The organism is Marinomonas sp. SBI8L (assembly GCF_001624705.1).
In the GTDB taxonomy this organism is placed as follows: domain Bacteria; phylum Pseudomonadota; class Gammaproteobacteria; order Pseudomonadales; family Marinomonadaceae; genus Marinomonas.
On sequence record NZ_JSEO01000011.1, the window covers coordinates 63,296 to 78,458 of the forward strand.

At 41.2% G+C, this 15,163-nt stretch carries 19 protein-coding genes; 14 read left to right on the top strand and 5 right to left on the bottom strand.

The features are described from left to right. Nucleotides 1-345: 345 nt before the first annotated feature. The 7 genes from OA91_RS16460 to znuB all read left to right on the top strand — a co-directional run bounded on the left by OA91_RS16460 (nucleotide 346) and on the right by znuB (nucleotide 5,620). Nucleotides 346-1,296, top strand: a complete 951-nt coding sequence (locus OA91_RS16460; protein WP_063339222.1) for a homoserine kinase — start codon at nucleotides 346-348, stop codon at nucleotides 1,294-1,296. Between the two features lie 60 nt (nucleotides 1,297-1,356). Then, nucleotides 1,357-1,914 carry a DUF1007 family protein gene (locus tag OA91_RS16465; RefSeq protein WP_063339137.1) on the top strand — a complete coding sequence of 186 codons (558 nt, stop codon included), beginning with the start codon at nucleotides 1,357-1,359 and terminating at the stop codon, nucleotides 1,912-1,914. A gap of 37 nt (nucleotides 1,915-1,951) precedes the next feature. Further along, on the top strand, nucleotides 1,952-2,584 hold the full coding sequence (locus tag OA91_RS16470; RefSeq protein WP_063339138.1) for a LysE family translocator: 633 nt from the start codon (nucleotides 1,952-1,954) through the stop codon (nucleotides 2,582-2,584). A gap of 146 nt (nucleotides 2,585-2,730) precedes the next feature. Then, the gene (locus tag OA91_RS16475; protein WP_063339139.1) at nucleotides 2,731-3,345 is read left to right on the top strand and encodes a MarC family protein; all 615 of its coding nucleotides are present in this window, start codon (nucleotides 2,731-2,733) and stop codon (nucleotides 3,343-3,345) included. 158 nt (nucleotides 3,346-3,503) lie between these two features. Further along, entirely contained in the window at nucleotides 3,504-4,013 is a 510-nt protein-coding gene (locus OA91_RS16480) for a Fur family transcriptional regulator (protein ID WP_063339140.1), read from the top strand. Continuing rightward, a complete protein-coding gene (znuC, locus tag OA91_RS16485) occupies nucleotides 4,013-4,792 on the top strand; it encodes a zinc ABC transporter ATP-binding protein ZnuC (protein ID WP_063339141.1) in 780 nt (259 codons plus the stop codon). The genes OA91_RS16480 and znuC overlap by 1 nt, the downstream gene beginning before the upstream one ends. A gap of 30 nt (nucleotides 4,793-4,822) precedes the next feature. Continuing rightward, nucleotides 4,823-5,620: a zinc ABC transporter permease subunit ZnuB gene (gene znuB / locus OA91_RS16490; RefSeq protein ID WP_063339142.1), complete on the top strand. Its 798-nt coding sequence runs from the start codon at nucleotides 4,823-4,825 to the stop codon at nucleotides 5,618-5,620. 20 nt (nucleotides 5,621-5,640) lie between these two features. Here znuB and OA91_RS16495 read toward each other — a convergent pair whose 3' ends face one another. After that, on the bottom strand, nucleotides 5,641-6,168 hold the full coding sequence (locus tag OA91_RS16495) for a hypothetical protein (protein ID WP_063339143.1): 528 nt from the start codon (nucleotides 6,166-6,168) through the stop codon (nucleotides 5,641-5,643). Beyond that, on the bottom strand, nucleotides 6,165-6,713 hold the full coding sequence (locus tag OA91_RS16500; RefSeq protein WP_046015490.1) for a gamma carbonic anhydrase family protein: 549 nt from the start codon (nucleotides 6,711-6,713) through the stop codon (nucleotides 6,165-6,167). The genes OA91_RS16495 and OA91_RS16500 overlap by 4 nt, the downstream gene beginning before the upstream one ends. Nucleotides 6,714-6,904: 191 nt before the next feature. Between OA91_RS16500 and prlC the strand changes: the two genes are divergently transcribed. The 4 genes from prlC (at nucleotide 6,905) to OA91_RS16520 (ending at nucleotide 11,147) form a co-directional block, all read left to right on the top strand. Further along, on the top strand, nucleotides 6,905-8,935 hold the full coding sequence (gene prlC, locus OA91_RS16505; protein ID WP_063339144.1) for an oligopeptidase A: 2,031 nt from the start codon (nucleotides 6,905-6,907) through the stop codon (nucleotides 8,933-8,935). Nucleotides 8,936-9,060: 125 nt separating this feature from the next. Then, entirely contained in the window at nucleotides 9,061-9,321 is a 261-nt protein-coding gene (locus OA91_RS16510; RefSeq protein ID WP_046015492.1) for a YheV family putative zinc ribbon protein, read from the top strand. A 368-nt stretch (nucleotides 9,322-9,689) separates the two neighbouring features. After that, nucleotides 9,690-10,253: a hypothetical protein gene (locus tag OA91_RS16515; protein WP_157203856.1), complete on the top strand. Its 564-nt coding sequence runs from the start codon at nucleotides 9,690-9,692 to the stop codon at nucleotides 10,251-10,253. A gap of 141 nt (nucleotides 10,254-10,394) precedes the next feature. After that, complete coding sequence (locus OA91_RS16520) at nucleotides 10,395-11,147, top strand: TSUP family transporter (protein ID WP_063339146.1); 753 nt, start codon at nucleotides 10,395-10,397, stop codon at nucleotides 11,145-11,147. Nucleotides 11,148-11,162: 15 nt separating this feature from the next. Here the strand turns inward: OA91_RS16520 and OA91_RS16525 are convergent, their stop codons facing one another. From OA91_RS16525 to OA91_RS24325, 3 genes are all read right to left on the bottom strand, one after another. Next, nucleotides 11,163-11,897 carry a GntR family transcriptional regulator gene (locus tag OA91_RS16525; protein ID WP_063339147.1) on the bottom strand — a complete coding sequence of 245 codons (735 nt, stop codon included), beginning with the start codon at nucleotides 11,895-11,897 and terminating at the stop codon, nucleotides 11,163-11,165. Nucleotides 11,898-12,101: 204 nt separating this feature from the next. Further along, nucleotides 12,102-12,941, bottom strand: coding sequence for an isopenicillin N synthase family dioxygenase (locus OA91_RS16530; RefSeq protein ID WP_046015497.1), 840 nt, complete (start codon nucleotides 12,939-12,941; stop codon nucleotides 12,102-12,104). Nucleotides 12,942-13,031: 90 nt separating this feature from the next. Then, on the bottom strand, nucleotides 13,032-13,187 hold the full coding sequence (locus tag OA91_RS24325) for a hypothetical protein (RefSeq protein WP_157203857.1): 156 nt from the start codon (nucleotides 13,185-13,187) through the stop codon (nucleotides 13,032-13,034). A 252-nt stretch (nucleotides 13,188-13,439) separates the two neighbouring features. On the opposite strand from OA91_RS24325, the gene OA91_RS16535 reads away from it, so the two are divergent. Genes OA91_RS16535 through pyrR form a run of 3 tightly spaced genes read left to right on the top strand, consistent with a single transcriptional unit; the run spans nucleotide 13,440 to nucleotide 15,010 of the window. After that, complete coding sequence (locus tag OA91_RS16535) at nucleotides 13,440-14,006, top strand: YqgE/AlgH family protein (protein WP_046015498.1); 567 nt, start codon at nucleotides 13,440-13,442, stop codon at nucleotides 14,004-14,006. Nucleotides 14,007-14,008: 2 nt separating this feature from the next. Further along, on the top strand, nucleotides 14,009-14,464 hold the full coding sequence (ruvX, locus tag OA91_RS16540; RefSeq protein WP_046015499.1) for a Holliday junction resolvase RuvX: 456 nt from the start codon (nucleotides 14,009-14,011) through the stop codon (nucleotides 14,462-14,464). Nucleotides 14,465-14,515: 51 nt separating this feature from the next. After that, entirely contained in the window at nucleotides 14,516-15,010 is a 495-nt protein-coding gene (gene pyrR, locus OA91_RS16545) for a bifunctional pyr operon transcriptional regulator/uracil phosphoribosyltransferase PyrR (RefSeq protein WP_046015500.1), read from the top strand. The last annotated feature ends 153 nt before the right edge of the window (nucleotides 15,011-15,163 follow it).

Consider the following 15,163-nt stretch of genomic DNA (forward strand, 5'->3'; position numbering starts at 1 on the left):
AATCCATTTAACCTGTTCTTAATTGTTAATAAGTTTTGAAAGTTGTTAATAACTTGTTGATAATTTATCCTGTGTATAATTTTATTGGTATCAACGATAAGGATATTTTTTATGAAATACAGAATGGTTTATTTATTGTTAACTTTAATGCCTTTTTTGCATTTTCAACCTGTTATTCAGGTTAATTCACCAATTATTTCAGTAGAGGAAAATAATTTTTATTGAAGTATTGTGTCTCTAATTGACCTTTTAGTGTTAATTGTGGAGCATAGGCGACTTCTGGGCTTTCGTTCATTTTTTAGGGCGATAAATGCTTTTAACTTCGACACTAGAATAGGTAACAAATTGGCTGTTTACACTTCCCTCACGCAAGATGACATGTTGGCCTTAATGGCAGATTATGATTTAGGTGACCTAGTGTCATTTAAGGGCATTTCGGGAGGAGTCGAAAACACCAATTACTTTGTGAACACCTCGCAAGGTAAATATGTTTTAACGATTTTTGAAGAGTTTGAAGCAGAAGAAGTACCTTATTTTTTAGATGTGGTCGCACACTTTAAGCAAGGTGGATTTAATGTACCTGCTGCTATTTTCGATAAACAGGGTGAGCGCCTTAAAACACTTAAAAATAAGCCAGCAATTCTAGTGGATTGTTTTAATGGTGATGAACTTGCGAAAACCTCTACCGATGCGTGTCGTCAAATGGGTAAGCAACTGGGTTTGCTTCACCTTGCAGGTCAGTCTTTCCCAGACCAAAGACCGTCTCACCGTGGGGTTGAATGGTGGCAATCGACTAGCCAATCTTTAAGTGCTCAGTTGCCTGAAGATGAAGCTAAGCTGTTATCTGAACAAGTGGCCAGATTCGATGCCTTCCTGGAGAAAGCGAATAGCTTACCAATGGGTACTATTCATGGGGACCTGTTCTTTAATAACACCTTGTTTGAAGGCGAATCCTTATCTGCCATTATCGATTTCTACAATGCTTGCCACAGTTGGTTAATGTACGATCTTGCCATAGTGGTTAATGACTGGTGTACTGATAGAGCGACTGGTGAACTAGATATGGACAAGTATCAGGCGCTAATTACGGCTTATCGTGCTGAGCGTGAGCTATCTCAAGATGAAATTGATGCGTGGGACCATATGCTAAAAGTGGCAGCTATGCGCTTTTGGTTATCTCGTTTGGAAGCTTGGTATGGTGCGATCAATGACCCTGAGCGTCTTGCACAGCAACATGACCCAAAAGAGTTTAAGCGTATTTTACAAGCCAGATGTGACTTTTCACCTGCACTCTAATTTATTTTATTTTTGCTTTAGGTGCAGTTTTAGTTAAAAATAAATAAAGGATACAAATCTATGTTCCGATATTTTTTAACCACTGCACTCTTGCTCTCTTTTTCACTTATTCAGGCCCAACCCCTGATTACTTTGGGTACTGGACTCGATATCAGTGTGAATAAAGCGCAAATTAAGGCATTTGAAATAAGTTGGTACTTTAATAAGAGTGCGAGCACTAGCCTATTGATTGCCTACGACACTAACTCAGATGGCAGATTTAGCGGCAAAGAAAAAGTGGAATTAATTGCTATGTTGAAGCAATTTGAGCCCCAAGATTACTTTCTTCATCTCAAAGCCGAGACGTTAAAGATTAAGCCTGAATCCATTACAGCAATTCGGGTGAATGTATTCGATTCTCTCGTTTCTATGCAATTTGGTGTGTCCCTATCTGAGCCTGTTAATTTACAAACAACTGGGCTAAGCCTGGCATTTATTCCAAGTGAAAGAGTCGCAATTGATCAGTCCTCAATGAAGTTTCAAATTAATGGCATGCTGGCAAAGAATTGCAGTGTAAAAATACTCGAAAATCCGCCTTTAGACAGTCATAATTGGCAGCAGGTTTTTTGTAGTCGATAAGCGCAGTGATTTACTGCAAGTTTAAAGAGAAATGCTTATGTTAGAACAATTCCAATGGTTACCTTTTTTAGCGGCAATCACCCTACTGACCATGAGTCCTGGTGTCGATACGATTATCGTTATGCGTAACTCTGCTGTTGCGGGTTATAAAAAAGGATTATTAACCAGCTTAGGGATTTGTTTGGGTTTATTTGGCCATGCTGCAGTTTCTGCTTTAGGATTGTCGGTTATTTTATTGGGTTCAGCTAGCATGTTTACTGCATTGAAACTTGCTGGTGCGGCGTATCTCATTTATTTGGGTTATCAAAGCTTAAAAAGTGCGGCACGACCGACAGGCTTAATTGTGTCTCAAGAAGGTACGTCTGCTTTGAGCCATTTCGCAGCCTTTAGACAAGGTTTGCTGTCTAACGTATTGAACCCTAAGCCAATTATTTTTTATATGGCATTTTTACCTCAGTTTATTAACCCTGAATATTCTGCCTTACAACAGTCTTTGTTTATGGCGTTTATGCACTTCTCTATTGCTATGATTTGGCAGGGTGTGTTGGCGCTATTGGTCCATAGAGCGAAAACTTGGTTAGCAAAACCTCAAGTCTCTCGTGTAATTGATGGTTTGAGCGGTACCTTGTTATTAGGCTTTGGTACACGTTTAGCGTTACAAGAGTCTTAAGAGTTTAATTCTTAGTGGTTATCACTACTAAGAATTATATGACAGGCTCTATTATCCATAGAGTCTGATTTCATGGATGAAATAGTGTCAGATATTTAGCCATAAGCTAGGTATGTATTTTATGAAATTCGATATGAGTTGTACTAATGAGTTTGCTATTCGCTACTTGGATTAAGTTCTTTTTCCTGTTTGCTCCCTTTTTTGTGTTATCCATGTTCTTAGCCTTAACCCGAGGCGAAACCACTAAATCAAGAAGACAAGTTGCTAATAAGGCGATTATTGCTGCAGCGGCAATTTCAGTTGTCTTAATCTTTTTTGGCGGCAGCTTATTCGCTGTGTTAGGCATTACCTTGGATTCCTTCCGTATTGGCTCTGGTATATTGCTCTTTATGTCTGCTCTAAGCCTCGTAAAAGATGGTACTCGTAACCACGCTACTGGCATGCCTAACGAGCAAAGAGAAGATATCTCTGTCGTGCCTCTGGCAGTTCCGACAATTATTGGGCCTGCCACCATAGGTACTATCTTGGTTTATGGTGCAGACTTTCAAGGCTGGGATTTACTCATAGGTTTGATGGGATTATTTTTAGCCCTTTTATCTCTCGGTATTATCCTCTACTCCGGCTCTTTGATAGAAAAACTATTAGGGCCAACAGGATTAAATATCTTGAGTAAAATTACCGGCTTAATCCTATCTGCCATGGCGGCACAAATTTTTATGAGCGGGGTAATGGGTTTTTTAACGCCTTTGGTTCAAGGCTAGAGAACCTGCGATTAAACCGCTTTATCGCGTTTGATTAAAGCCAGTGAGATAAGGCATCTCACTGGCTTTTTCTTGTGGCACTATTTGTTATCTTATAACATAGAAGTAATATATTTTTACCGCCTGCCCGCAAAGAGCGATGGGCTTGGAGATGCTTAATGACAGAAACCCATAGCCATGATCATAACCATGGTGACTGTATTGAATCGGCGCTAGTAACGGCTGAATCCATTTGCAAAAGTCAGGGGCAAAAGCTGACTAAAGTGAGACGTCGATCACTAGAGTTAATTTGGCAAAGTCATAGACCTTTAGGTGCTTATCAATTATTAGCAAAGTTAGCCGAAGAAGGTTTTAACTCTGCGCCGCCGACTGTCTACAGAGCGCTCGACTTCTTATTGTCAGCAGGCTTGATTCATAAAGTTGAATCTATGAATGCTTATCTGGGTTGTGCCCATGCGGATAAAGCCCATAAAGGCTACTTTCTGATTTGTGACGCTTGTCATAATGTGATGGAGTTAGAGTATCAAGACATTCATAACGCATTGTTAGCAAAAGCAAAACAGCATGGTTTTGAAATTAGAGCCAATACCATAGAGCTAACAGGCTTATGCGGATCTTGTTTAAGCCAAGAGTCAACCCCAGAGAAGCTTGATAAGGCAGGACACTAATGTCAGAAGGTGCAAATAATGCCTTGGTTAGCTTTGATAATATCGGCATAGCGTTTGATGGTCGTACTTTATTGAGTGATATCAATATGACCATACATAAGGGTGAGATAGTTACCCTTATCGGCCCTAATGGCAGTGGTAAAAGTACGCTTATTAGAACCTTGCTTGGGTTACAACAAGCCACCTCTGGGCGTATTCAGCGCCACGCTCAATTACGTATTGGCTACATGCCTCAAAAACTGCACATAGATCCAACTTTGCCATTAAGTGTGAACCACTTTTTAGGTTTGGTTAAAGGCGTTAAGAAGCAGGATATTCCTGCTGTACTGACACGTTTAGGGATAAATAAGCTGGCAAATAAACAGGTACACTTCTTATCTGGTGGTGAAACTCAAAGGGTGCTGTTAGCGAGAGCGCTGCTTAATCGTCCTAGCTTGTTAGTGCTGGACGAACCAGTACAAGGGGTGGATGTGAATGGCCAGATTGAGCTATATAACCTTATTGCCTCTATTCGAGATGAGCTAGGTTGTGGGGTGCTTATGATTTCTCACGATTTGCATCTAGTTATGGCGAAAACAGATACAGTGGTATGTATTAACCAACATGTATGCTGCTCAGGTTCTCCTCAACATGTTAAAGAGCACCCAGAATACCAAGCTTTGTTCGGTGTACCTGGTGCTGAAGACTCTATCGCCATCTATTCACACCATCATGATCACACTCATGATGAGCATGGCAAGGTGATGCCGAATGACTCGCACTCTCACTGCAATCACTAAGTAACCGACTTATATTTGGAATAACTTGTTATGTTTGATCTATTGTTCAGAGCCTTAATAGGCGGTTTAGGGGTGGCTGCAGTAGCTGGCCCTTTAGGTGCTTTTGTGGTGTGGCGACGTATGGCCTATTTTGGTGACACCTTGGCTCATTCGGCATTATTAGGTGTGGCTCTGGGCCTTCTGCTTGATATCAACCTCAACCTTGCTGTTATCGTACTTTGCGTGGGTTTAGCCTTGGTATTAGTGACGTTGCAAAAGAAACATATTATCGCTACGGATACCTTGTTAGGTATTCTTGCCCATTCTTCCTTGTCCTTAGGTTTAGTGGCTGTCAGCTTTTTAGATAATATCCGTATTGATTTAATGGCCTATTTGTTTGGTGATTTACTTGCCATTAGTCAGCAGGATTTGTTTTGGATTTATGGTGGTGGTTTTCTTGTATTAGCCTTATTAGTTGCTTTCTGGAAGCCTTTGTTAGCAGTAACAGTGAATGAAGAGTTGGCTAAAGTTGAGGGTTACCCTGTCGAAGCTATCCGCCTTTTGCTAATGCTCTTGGTGGCGCTTGTTATTGCTGTAGCGATGAAAATAGTGGGCGTCTTACTGATTACCTCTTTGATGATTATTCCCGCTGCTACCGCACGTAAGCTGTCGCGTTCACCGATACAAATGGCTTCAGTTGCCAGCCTTATTGGTTGTTTAGCGGTTTCGAGTGGCTTGTATGTGTCTTATCAGTGGGATACGCCAGCAGGACCAAGTGTGGTTGTGTGTGCAGCTGTTTTATTTTTACTTGCTTACAGCCTGCCTCTTGGAGGCAAGCGCAGAAATTAATCCTGTAAACTTTAAAAAACCTATTGATTCAAGCGCTTATCGAGAGCTTGCCAATGTTTTAAGTCATAAGGGGCAACTATGCTTCCGGCAAATTGCCCTGACTTATTGACCATCAAGATACGATCAAAGTGGTTAGCATAACCTTCGGATCTAATTAAAGACCAGTAATCACTGTATCCTTTCATATCTTTCGTAATAATCTGTATTGCTAGGCCTGCTTGAGTTTGCTCTTTTGCTTCTTCAGAACTGCTTGCCTCTAATTTGATTTGCTCTAGTTGCGCTAAAGTACGTACGCATAAAGTATCGCACTGACTTGGCTGAACATAAAAGCTAGCCCACTTTTCTGCCACTAAACCTTCAATAGGCATCATATTACGCGGAAACTCTAACAAGGAGATGCCAAGTTCGGCTTGTTCTTCAACACTGATGTTGATGCTATTAAAGTGCTTTTGGTAAGCCTTATTAATGACCCAAGCCCCAAGTACCACTAATGCAACAAAAAAGAATAAAAAACGGCCCCGTGAGACGATTTTGTAAGTATCTATCATGACTTGTCTGCTGCTTGCTCTGCTAGGTATTCGTCTTTCAACTTCACATAATTAAGGCCAGCATATTGGAAATAGGTAATTTCAGATTCTTTTAATGCTCTTACCTTTTTAACGGGTGACCCAAGATACATAAAACCAGATTCGAGACGCTTCCCTGGAGGCACTAATGAGCCTGCACCTATGATGACTTCGTCTTCAACGACTGCACCGTCAAGAATTGTTGTGCCCATACCAACAAGGACTTTATTACCAATTTTACAACCGTGCAGCATAGCCATATGACCTACGGTTACGTCATCGCCTATTTCTAGCGGATGGCCGTCTGGCTTATAACTGCTGGCATGTGTGATGTGCAGGCAAGAGTTATCTTGAATACTAGTGCGTTCGCCAATACGAATACGGTGCATGTCGCCACGAATTGCTACGAGTGGCCAAACTGAGCTGTCTTTGCCTATTTCAACATCGCCAATAAGAACGGCAGATTCATCCACCCAGACTCTTTCTGCAAGCTTGGGGGTATTACCACGAAAGGACTTCATCACCATGTTAATTGTCTCTCTAATAAAGGGTTCTAGCGCTTTCTGTCTCAATATAAAGAGCAGATTGGCATTCTTGACTATGATTTTAAATCACACTAGCCGTTGAAAATAGAAAATTATCACCAATCTATCTTAGATAATGAATTTTTACATATTGCTTTAATGCGATAAAGCCAAACAAATAAGGATACCTGTTTATGTCTGTATCAGTATGGGACGCAACAAAACTACCTGAGTTCTCCAGCATTAAATTGGCTGAAGTAGAACAAGGGCTAGATGCTATTCTGGCTGCAAACCGAGATAAAATAGAAGCTTTGACTAAGCGTGAACTGAACGAAATTAGCTGGGCAAACTTTGCAGCCCCGATGGAAACCCTAAGTGATGAACTAAACCAATACTGGTCACCAGTAAGTCATTTAAATATGGTGCAAAACACGCCTGAATTAAGAGATGTGTATAACGCTTGCCTACCTAAGCTGACTCAGTACTTTACTGACCTTGGGCAAAATAAAGCCTTATACCAAGCTTATAAAACGTTAGCTGAGCAAGGCACCGATTTAGATACCGCTCAAAAAGAAGCACTGCGTCAAAATATTCGTTCTTTTGAATTATCTGGCGTGGCGTTAGAAGGCGATAAAAAACAAAGGTACGGCGAAATCAGTACTCGTTTATCAGAGCTAAGCAGTAAGTTTGGTGAGAATGTTTTAGATGCCACTCGCGCTTGGACTAAGCTGATCACAGATGAGGCGGAGTTAGCGGGTTTACCTGAGTCTGCTCTGGCACAAGCTAAACAAATGGCTCAAGCAAAAGAGTTAGACGGTTGGTTGTTTACCTTGGATGCTCCATCTTTCATGCCAGTAATGAGCTACGCGGATAATCGAGAGTTAAGATTTGAAATGTATCAAGCCTTCTCTACTCGTGCCTCTAACCAAGGGCCAAATGCTAACGAATTTGATAATGCACCTCTTATTGATGAAATGTTGGTGCTTAAGAAAGAAAAGGCAGGCATTTTAGGCTTTGATAATTACGCCGAGTTATCGGTCGCGACTAAGATGGCGGATAACGGTCAGCAAGTTATCGATTTCCTTGAAGATCTAGCGATTAAATCTAAACCCGCTGCAGCGCAAGATTTAGCTGAGTTGAGTGATTACGTGAAGAATGAGTTTGCAGTTACCGAGTTAGAAGCTTGGGATGTAGGCTACTACTCAGAGAAACTTCGTGAGCATAAATACGCCATTTCTCAAGAAGTGTTAAGACCTTATTTCCCAATTGATAAGGCGTTAGCTGGTCTCTTTAAAGTGGCTAATAGCCTATTTGATGTGGAAATACGTGAAGAAGCTGAATTTGATACTTACCATGAAGACGTGAAGCTCTTCACTGTCAGTAAATCTGGTGTGGATGTGGCGCGTTTCTACCTTGACCCTTTTGCCCGAGAAGGCAAACGTGGTGGCGCTTGGATGGATGACTGTCGTTGCCGTTATCGCATGGAAGACGGTCGCTTACAGCTGCCTGTTGCTTACCTTGTCTGTAACTTTACCGCTCCAATTGATGGCAAACCGTCGCTTTTGACTCACAATGAACTGACGACCTTATTCCATGAGTTTGGCCATGGCCTGCACCATATGCTGACACAAGTGGAAGTATTAGATGTATCTGGTATTTCAGGTGTGGCTTGGGATGCTGTCGAGTTACCAAGTCAGTTTATGGAAAATTGGTGTTGGCAAGAAGAGGCATTAGCCTTCATTGCTTGCCATCATGAAACCGGTGAAACCTTACCTGCCGAACTACTTGAAAAAATGCTGGCAGCGAAAAACTTCCATGCAGCCATGCAAATGGTACGACAGTTAGAGTTTTCACTCTTCGACTTCAGACTACATAGAGAGTATCAAGAGGGTACAGATGTTCAGGGATTACTAGATGAGGTACGCTCAAATGTAGCTGTTGTTAAAGCGCCTGCATTTAATCGCTTTCAGACGGCATTTTCTCATATCTTTGCGGGTGGTTACTCGGCTGGCTATTACAGCTATAAATGGGCTGAAGTGCTATCTGCCGATGCTTTCTCTAAGTTTGAAGAAGAGGGTATTTTTAACGCTGAAACAGGTCTAGCTTTTAGAAGTACAGTGCTAGAAAATGGTGGCTCACGCCCAGCTGCGGAGCTTTTCTCTGCTTTTAGAGGCCGCGAACCTAGCATAGACGCCTTACTTCGCCACAACGGCATAGCGGCTTAAACCAAACGCTTTATAACGTGCTTTACCAAGGGCTAATTTATCCATTAGCCCTTTTTTGTACCCAGCTTAGAGGTGGGATATGTTAATATGTTGCTTGAATTTGTTTTGCGCTTGAGAAAATAGCTATGACTGTTAAACGTTTTATCGCGGGTGCTGTGTGCCCACGCTGTAGTGAGATGGATAAGTTGCGCGCTTGGCGTGATGATGAGTTAGAAGTTCAATATCGTGAATGTGTGTCTTGTGGCTACACTGACGAGCAATCCACCGTGATTCAAGCTCAACCAACCGAATTAACAACGCGTGTTAATCAGCCTCATGTGAGTGAGCCTGAAACGGAAGCGAGTGTTATTCAATTTGTACCTAACCCAAGTACAACTAAGCACTAAAAGTGCCTCAAAGAGGATCTAAGCGTGATCAAACCGTAAAGCGCTTAGATCTGATTACAATCTCTCCCGCTCCACTCCTTATTTCCCCATTACCTCCTGTTGATTTAGGTAACTCGAGTTTTTTAACTTACTGAGTTTATGCAAATAGTTTGCTTATTAGCTGCAAGCTACTCTTGTTTAATCAAACGCTTAATCAATATTTTAGAATGCTAATTTATTGAAATATAAAACAATTGAGCTATTTTATGTGTCGTTAGTCAGCTTAGGCCTAATTTTGTATAAAAAACGGTCGATAACTGAAAGATAAGAGTAAGCTTCTGTGTACTTACTCGTTGAAAGGGAGTACTGGGTATCTAGAGGGGCAATGTGTGATGTTTGTTTCTGCTGTATTGCGTTTTATTTGTTTGAGTGTGTTGTTGGTGCCTTTGGCATCCTGTGTGGCCGTGCCTGATTTTGAGGCCATGTTTGGCCCTTATAAAAGCGCCAAACTGGAAGGTCAAAATATCAAAATTATGGCTGAAGATAAGTCATTTGAAATCGTACCGGGTGAATTTGAACCTCCTTTTCAAACAACGCCTATGTCCCCCATTATTTGGACGTCTATTTACAGCGAAACCCTCCCCGACGGTTCTATATATGACACCAGTCTCGCTGACTCTGCCAGCCATGCATTAACTTATGGCGCTAAGAAAGTGAGGCTTTATCACCCTGTTGTCGATCAACCTTTGTACGGGGTGTTACTTTTTAATCAGAAACCTGTCACTGCTGTCGGTTCAGCCGCTAATTTTTATTCGATCCAAATACCAGAAGCTAAAATAGCTAAGGTGAAACAGGGTTCGGTGCAAGTCTTATATGAATCGGTCGATCGTACCGATTACAGTATCAATATGTATGCTTGGGTGCTTTGGGTATCCGATCAGCCTTTCGAGTAAAAACTGCTTTTTTCTTTTACGGGTTAATTTAAGTCTTTTGTCGAACAAAGCATATCTCTTCGTTTCTTTAGAGCGTATAGTGCAAAAAACTAGTCTTATATAAGACTGATTCTGTACTTAAGAGCTATTTAGGGAAGAAGCATGGTATTCGATTTAAACATCTTGTTTTTGCTGGTGGTATTCGCCATAGGTAGCTATGTACAAGCGAGTACTGGCTTTGCGTTTGGCTTGATTGTTATCAGTAGTATATCGGCCTTGGGCTTAGCGCCAATTGAAGTAACAGCCTTTGTGGTGAGCTTGCTAAGCTTGATGAATTCCATGATAGGTCTGCAAGGTGGACAATGGCGCAAAGCAAACTTTAAAGCCATCCTATACTTTTCTATCCCTTGTTTACCGGCAACCTTTGTTGGCATTTGGCTATTAGCTTTTTTAGGTGAAAATCAGCTAAATATACTTAAGATTATTTTAGGTGTAACGATTGTGGGCAGTAGTTTAGTCATGATGTTACAGACGAATTTAGCAAAGAAAGGCTCTTCGATTCCTGTTTTTTTATTAGGTGGACTCTCATCAGGCTTGATTGGTGGTCTGTTTTCTACTTTTGGTCCACCCTTAACCTATATTATGTATCGACAGCCAGATACTTTAAGAACCATTAGAACCACACTCTTATTGGTGTTCGCTATTACCTCAATTATGCGCTTATCCTTTGTTATGGCGACGCAAGAGGTAAGCATGCAAACTTACTTACTCAGCGCTATTGGCTTTCCTGCTGTCGTGTTAGCGGCGTTAGCTGCCCGCTATTACCCTATTCCTATTTCTGTCGATACCATGCGCCGTTGTGCTTATGGCATATTACTGGCGTCTGGGATAAGTCTGATCATACAAGGTTGGTAGTTCACTATAAGAGTGCTAATTAAGGTCCACTAGATAGTGAAGTTGCTCGCTATCTACGCGGCTAATTCGGTACTCAACTAAGCGGCCGTCTAATGCCTTGGCTTGGCGCGAGACTTCCAATAAAGGCATGCCTGGGGTAACACCAATCAATTCATAGTCAGTGTCATCCGCTATGACAGCACGTATTTTATCTGCTGCTTTATTTATGGTGATGTTAAAGCTTTCTTGATAGTAATGATAAAGGGAGTTTGGTAAATCCCCTGCTATGTCTAACTGAGTAAAAAAGCATTGAGGTAAGTATATTTGCTCAGCAATACAGGGCGTTTTAGCTAGTTTTCGGATACGTATTATCTTAATAACAGAATCCCCTTGGGCAATTTCTAGCTGACAGGCTAGCTCTGCATTCGCATCAATGAGCTTGATATCGATGAGCTCAGCACAGGGTAAGCCTTTCTCTTCGCCATCATTGGCCTTGTAATGAAAGAAATGGAAGAGCATGTCTTTTAGCGTGTTTTCAGATACAAAGGTGCCAACCCCTTGGCGGCGAAAAACAATGTTACTTTCCCCTAGGGAGTTTAACGCTTTACGAACGGTACCTTGGCTCACATTAAGTGAATCCGCTAACTGAAACTCGCTAGGAAGCATTTCACCTGGTTTCCACTCCCCCGCAATTATCTTATTGGTAATTACTTGCTCTATTTTTTGATAGAGAGGCTTAAACTCACCACTACTTTGTTCTTTAAGGCTCATGTTACTTAGCAATCTCTGGTTAAAATCAGGCAACAAAACAAAGTATAAATAAGTTTTGGCGCTTTAAATACCGTCGATATTTTCACCTTTTGGTTTATGGCTTGATAACGTACTAAATTAAGGGCAATAAAAAAGCCCTTCAATACTCAGTATTAAAGGACTTTTGTTTACCAACTTAATGGCAATTAAGCCAGATCAATCAGCTTAGATTACACCTAGCTCAACAAGACGCTCATGTAGGTAACTGCCAGCGGTATGACGTTCTGATAGTACAACCTCAGAATGAGGATGTAAGAACAAAGGCAAAGAAATGCGAGACTTAGTCTTATCTGCCCCTTCTGGGTTAATCACACGATGTGAAGTCGATGGGAAATATCCATCAGATGCTTCTTGTAGCATGTCACCAATGTTGATGATAAGCGTACCAAAGTCACAAGGTACATCCATCCAGCTGCCATCTTGCTTCTGAACTTGTAAACCAGGCTCATTAGCAGAGGGTAAAACAGTCAGAAGGTTAATATCCTCGTGTGCACCTGCTCGAATCGCCCCTAGCTCTTCATCGCCTTTAAGTGGTGGGTAGTGCAAAACACGTAACAGTGTCTGTTCGCTATCTTCTACCATGCTAGATAGGTTTTGAGAGTAGTTTTTTGCCACATCTTTTGGTGTGTGTGCTTCAACCCAGCTTAGTAATTCTGAAGCGAGTTTATTGGCTTCTTTATAATATTGTGCAAGCTGCTCTTTTAGCTCTGCTGGGCATTGGCCCCAAGGGTAGTAATGAAAGTATTCTTTGATATCTTTTTTACTATGGCCCTTAGCCGTTTCTGATACATCTGGTGGGAAGTAACCATCTTGGGTTCCCACGTTATAGCGGTAGTCATTCTTTTCTTGGCTATCAAAAAATGTTTGCCAAGCTTGGTAAATATTGCTCACAAGTTCTTGTTGTATAGGGTGATTTTTTAAAACACCAAAACCTGTTTCGTGTAGGGATTTAACAAAATCTTGTTGTGCTGTAGCACTTGTATAGTCAACGGCTTCTAATTTCATGGGTAGATCCTAAATTTTCAAAACGAGTTATTGCACGTCGTACCAAATGGAGACGTGGAGAGTTAATGTAACTGTAGTTGAAAGAGTGGCTTAAGATGACCAACCGCTGTGAAAGAACATCCGCATATCGATGGCTTCAGCGAAGTAATGACGTTGCCAACTTGCCAAATCCACCGTATCTAAGCGTAGATTAGACATGAATGCCTTACCTTGCTCTGATGATGGGATGAAGTCTGCGATTTGCATTACGGAATTCCTAAAAAAGGGGAAATAAAGAGGTTAAATTGAATTAACTACTAGCAAGTGTACCTTTAGGTAAGCTAGTTTTAAAGCGCTAGTTAACGAAAAAAATTATTTCAAGTCTGGGGAATTGACAGACTTGGCCTATACTGCAAAAGTTAATAGCGAGAGTTCACTCAGGCTTTTAGCAGTGATTGTTTGCTAACTTAAGCCTGATTCAGTTTGATTTTTTATTTTAAAAAATAAGAGGGTCGTATTATGAAAAATGCATTTGAGTCCCTGAAAAATCACTTTTTAATCTCCATGCCCCAGCTGAATGATCCTAATTTTCAGCAAACGGTTACCTACATTTGCGAACACACTGCAGAAGGTGCCATGGGGATTATTATTAATCGTCCATCAAAAATTGACTTTACTGAATTAGCGAATCACCTAGGAATACAAATCAACACTCCCCACCTGGCGAATGAGCCGATTTATAATGGTGGTCCGGTCGAGTCTGAACGGGGTTTTATCCTTCACACCAGTGATAAAACTTGGGTTAATACATTACCTGTTACTGAGGAGGTTGCTCTATCTGCTGCACTGGAAACACTGGAAAACATCGCCCATGGTGAAGGGCCTGAATCCTTTTTAATTAGTTTAGGTTGCGCTGGTTGGACGGCAGGGCAATTGGAAGATGAAATAAGTAATAATGTTTGGCTAGTATGTGAAGCTGATTTGGACGTATTATTTAATACACCAAGTGATCTTCAGTTCTCAGCAGCGACCAAGGTGTTAGGGATTGATATGAACTATCTCTCATCGGATGTAGGACACTGTTAAATATGAATATAACGTCGATTTCTGACGTCAATAAAAACTCCGCTCGAACCCTGTTAGGGTTCGATTTTGGAACAACTCGAATTGGCATTGCCGTAGGTCAAGAAATTACGGCAACCGCCACACCTCTAAACCCAATTAAAGCGCGTGATGGTATTCCAAACTGGGATACTATTGCTGCCGTTGTAAAAGAATGGCAACCGGATGGCTTTGTTGTGGGTTTACCTCTCAATATGGACGGCAGTGAAAACGAAATGTGTCAAAGAGCAAAGAAGTTTGCTAATCGTTTGCACGGGCGTTACAACAAGCCAAGCTACATGATGGATGAGAGATTGTCCTCCTATGAAGCTAAAGGCCAAGTCATTAAAGAAGGCGGCAACCGTAATTTTAAAGCAAACTCTGTTGACGGTTTGGCAGCGCAAATGATTTTAGAATCTTGGTTTTTAGAAAACCAAGGATAGTATTTCCATCATGATGCAAACGTATCATAGCGAGCAAATAGAGATTAATGCATGAACCTGGATATTGAAGCAACGTTGGAGCAAATGTCAGATGCTCTTTTATCTTATTGTCAGGATAAGAAAATTGAAAACCCAGTAATGGTGGGGATTCACTCAGGAGGTGTTTGGGTTGCAGAGCGCCTCTTTAAAAAACTAGTGACGGATGTTCCTTTAGCGACCTTAGACATTACTTTTTATCGCGATGATTTTACGCGTGCAGGATTACATCCAAAAATTAAGCAGACTTCATTGCCAAGTGTGGAAGATAAACACATCATTTTAGTTGATGATGTTTTGATGTCTGGCAGAACCATTCGTGCTGCTATGAATGAGATTTTTGACTACGGCAGACCTGCGAGTATTAGTTTGGCAATTCTTTATGATCTTGATCAAGGTGAGCTGCCAATTAAAGCCGATGTGGTTGGGCAGGTGTTAAACTTAAATCCTGACCAAAGGGTTAAGCTATCTGGGCCCGATCCGATAAAAGTTTCCTTAATTGAGACATAAACTTAGGCTTTCTCGCTTTCTTTTTGTAGCAACAAGTACGACAATTAGTACATGGCGTTATCTTATTTGGCGCAAAATAATTTAGTCATTTATAACTCTGAATAAGAGGTATAAAAAGATGCAAATTAGACATTATCATTAAAGAGTTCACGT

Bases quoted from the DNA above. Each gene is read 5' to 3' on its own strand.
- OA91_RS16480 (WP_063339140.1), top strand. From the start codon at position 3,504: ATGACAGAAACCCATAGCCATGATCATAACCATGGTGACTGTATTGAA.
- OA91_RS16535 (WP_046015498.1), top strand. From the start codon at position 13,440: ATGAAAAATGCATTTGAGTCCCTGAAAAATCACTTTTTAATCTCCATG.
- OA91_RS16470 (WP_063339138.1), top strand. From the start codon at position 1,952: ATGTTAGAACAATTCCAATGGTTACCTTTTTTAGCGGCAATCACCCTA.
- ruvX (WP_046015499.1), top strand. From the start codon at position 14,009: ATGAATATAACGTCGATTTCTGACGTCAATAAAAACTCCGCTCGAACC.
- OA91_RS16475 (WP_063339139.1), top strand. From the start codon at position 2,731: ATGAGTTTGCTATTCGCTACTTGGATTAAGTTCTTTTTCCTGTTTGCT.
- OA91_RS16520 (WP_063339146.1), top strand. From the start codon at position 10,395: ATGGTATTCGATTTAAACATCTTGTTTTTGCTGGTGGTATTCGCCATA.
- OA91_RS16510 (WP_046015492.1), top strand. From the start codon at position 9,061: ATGACTGTTAAACGTTTTATCGCGGGTGCTGTGTGCCCACGCTGTAGT.
- prlC (WP_063339144.1), top strand. From the start codon at position 6,905: ATGTCTGTATCAGTATGGGACGCAACAAAACTACCTGAGTTCTCCAGC.
- OA91_RS16465 (WP_063339137.1), top strand. From the start codon at position 1,357: ATGTTCCGATATTTTTTAACCACTGCACTCTTGCTCTCTTTTTCACTT.
- pyrR (WP_046015500.1), top strand. From the start codon at position 14,516: ATGAACCTGGATATTGAAGCAACGTTGGAGCAAATGTCAGATGCTCTT.
- OA91_RS16495 (WP_063339143.1), bottom strand. From the start codon at position 6,168: ATGATAGATACTTACAAAATCGTCTCACGGGGCCGTTTTTTATTCTTT.
- OA91_RS16500 (WP_046015490.1), bottom strand. From the start codon at position 6,713: ATGGTGATGAAGTCCTTTCGTGGTAATACCCCCAAGCTTGCAGAAAGA.
- OA91_RS24325 (WP_157203857.1), bottom strand. From the start codon at position 13,187: ATGCAAATCGCAGACTTCATCCCATCATCAGAGCAAGGTAAGGCATTC.
- znuC (WP_063339141.1), top strand. From the start codon at position 4,013: ATGTCAGAAGGTGCAAATAATGCCTTGGTTAGCTTTGATAATATCGGC.
- OA91_RS16525 (WP_063339147.1), bottom strand. From the start codon at position 11,897: ATGAGCCTTAAAGAACAAAGTAGTGGTGAGTTTAAGCCTCTCTATCAA.
- OA91_RS16530 (WP_046015497.1), bottom strand. From the start codon at position 12,941: ATGAAATTAGAAGCCGTTGACTATACAAGTGCTACAGCACAACAAGAT.
- znuB (WP_063339142.1), top strand. From the start codon at position 4,823: ATGTTTGATCTATTGTTCAGAGCCTTAATAGGCGGTTTAGGGGTGGCT.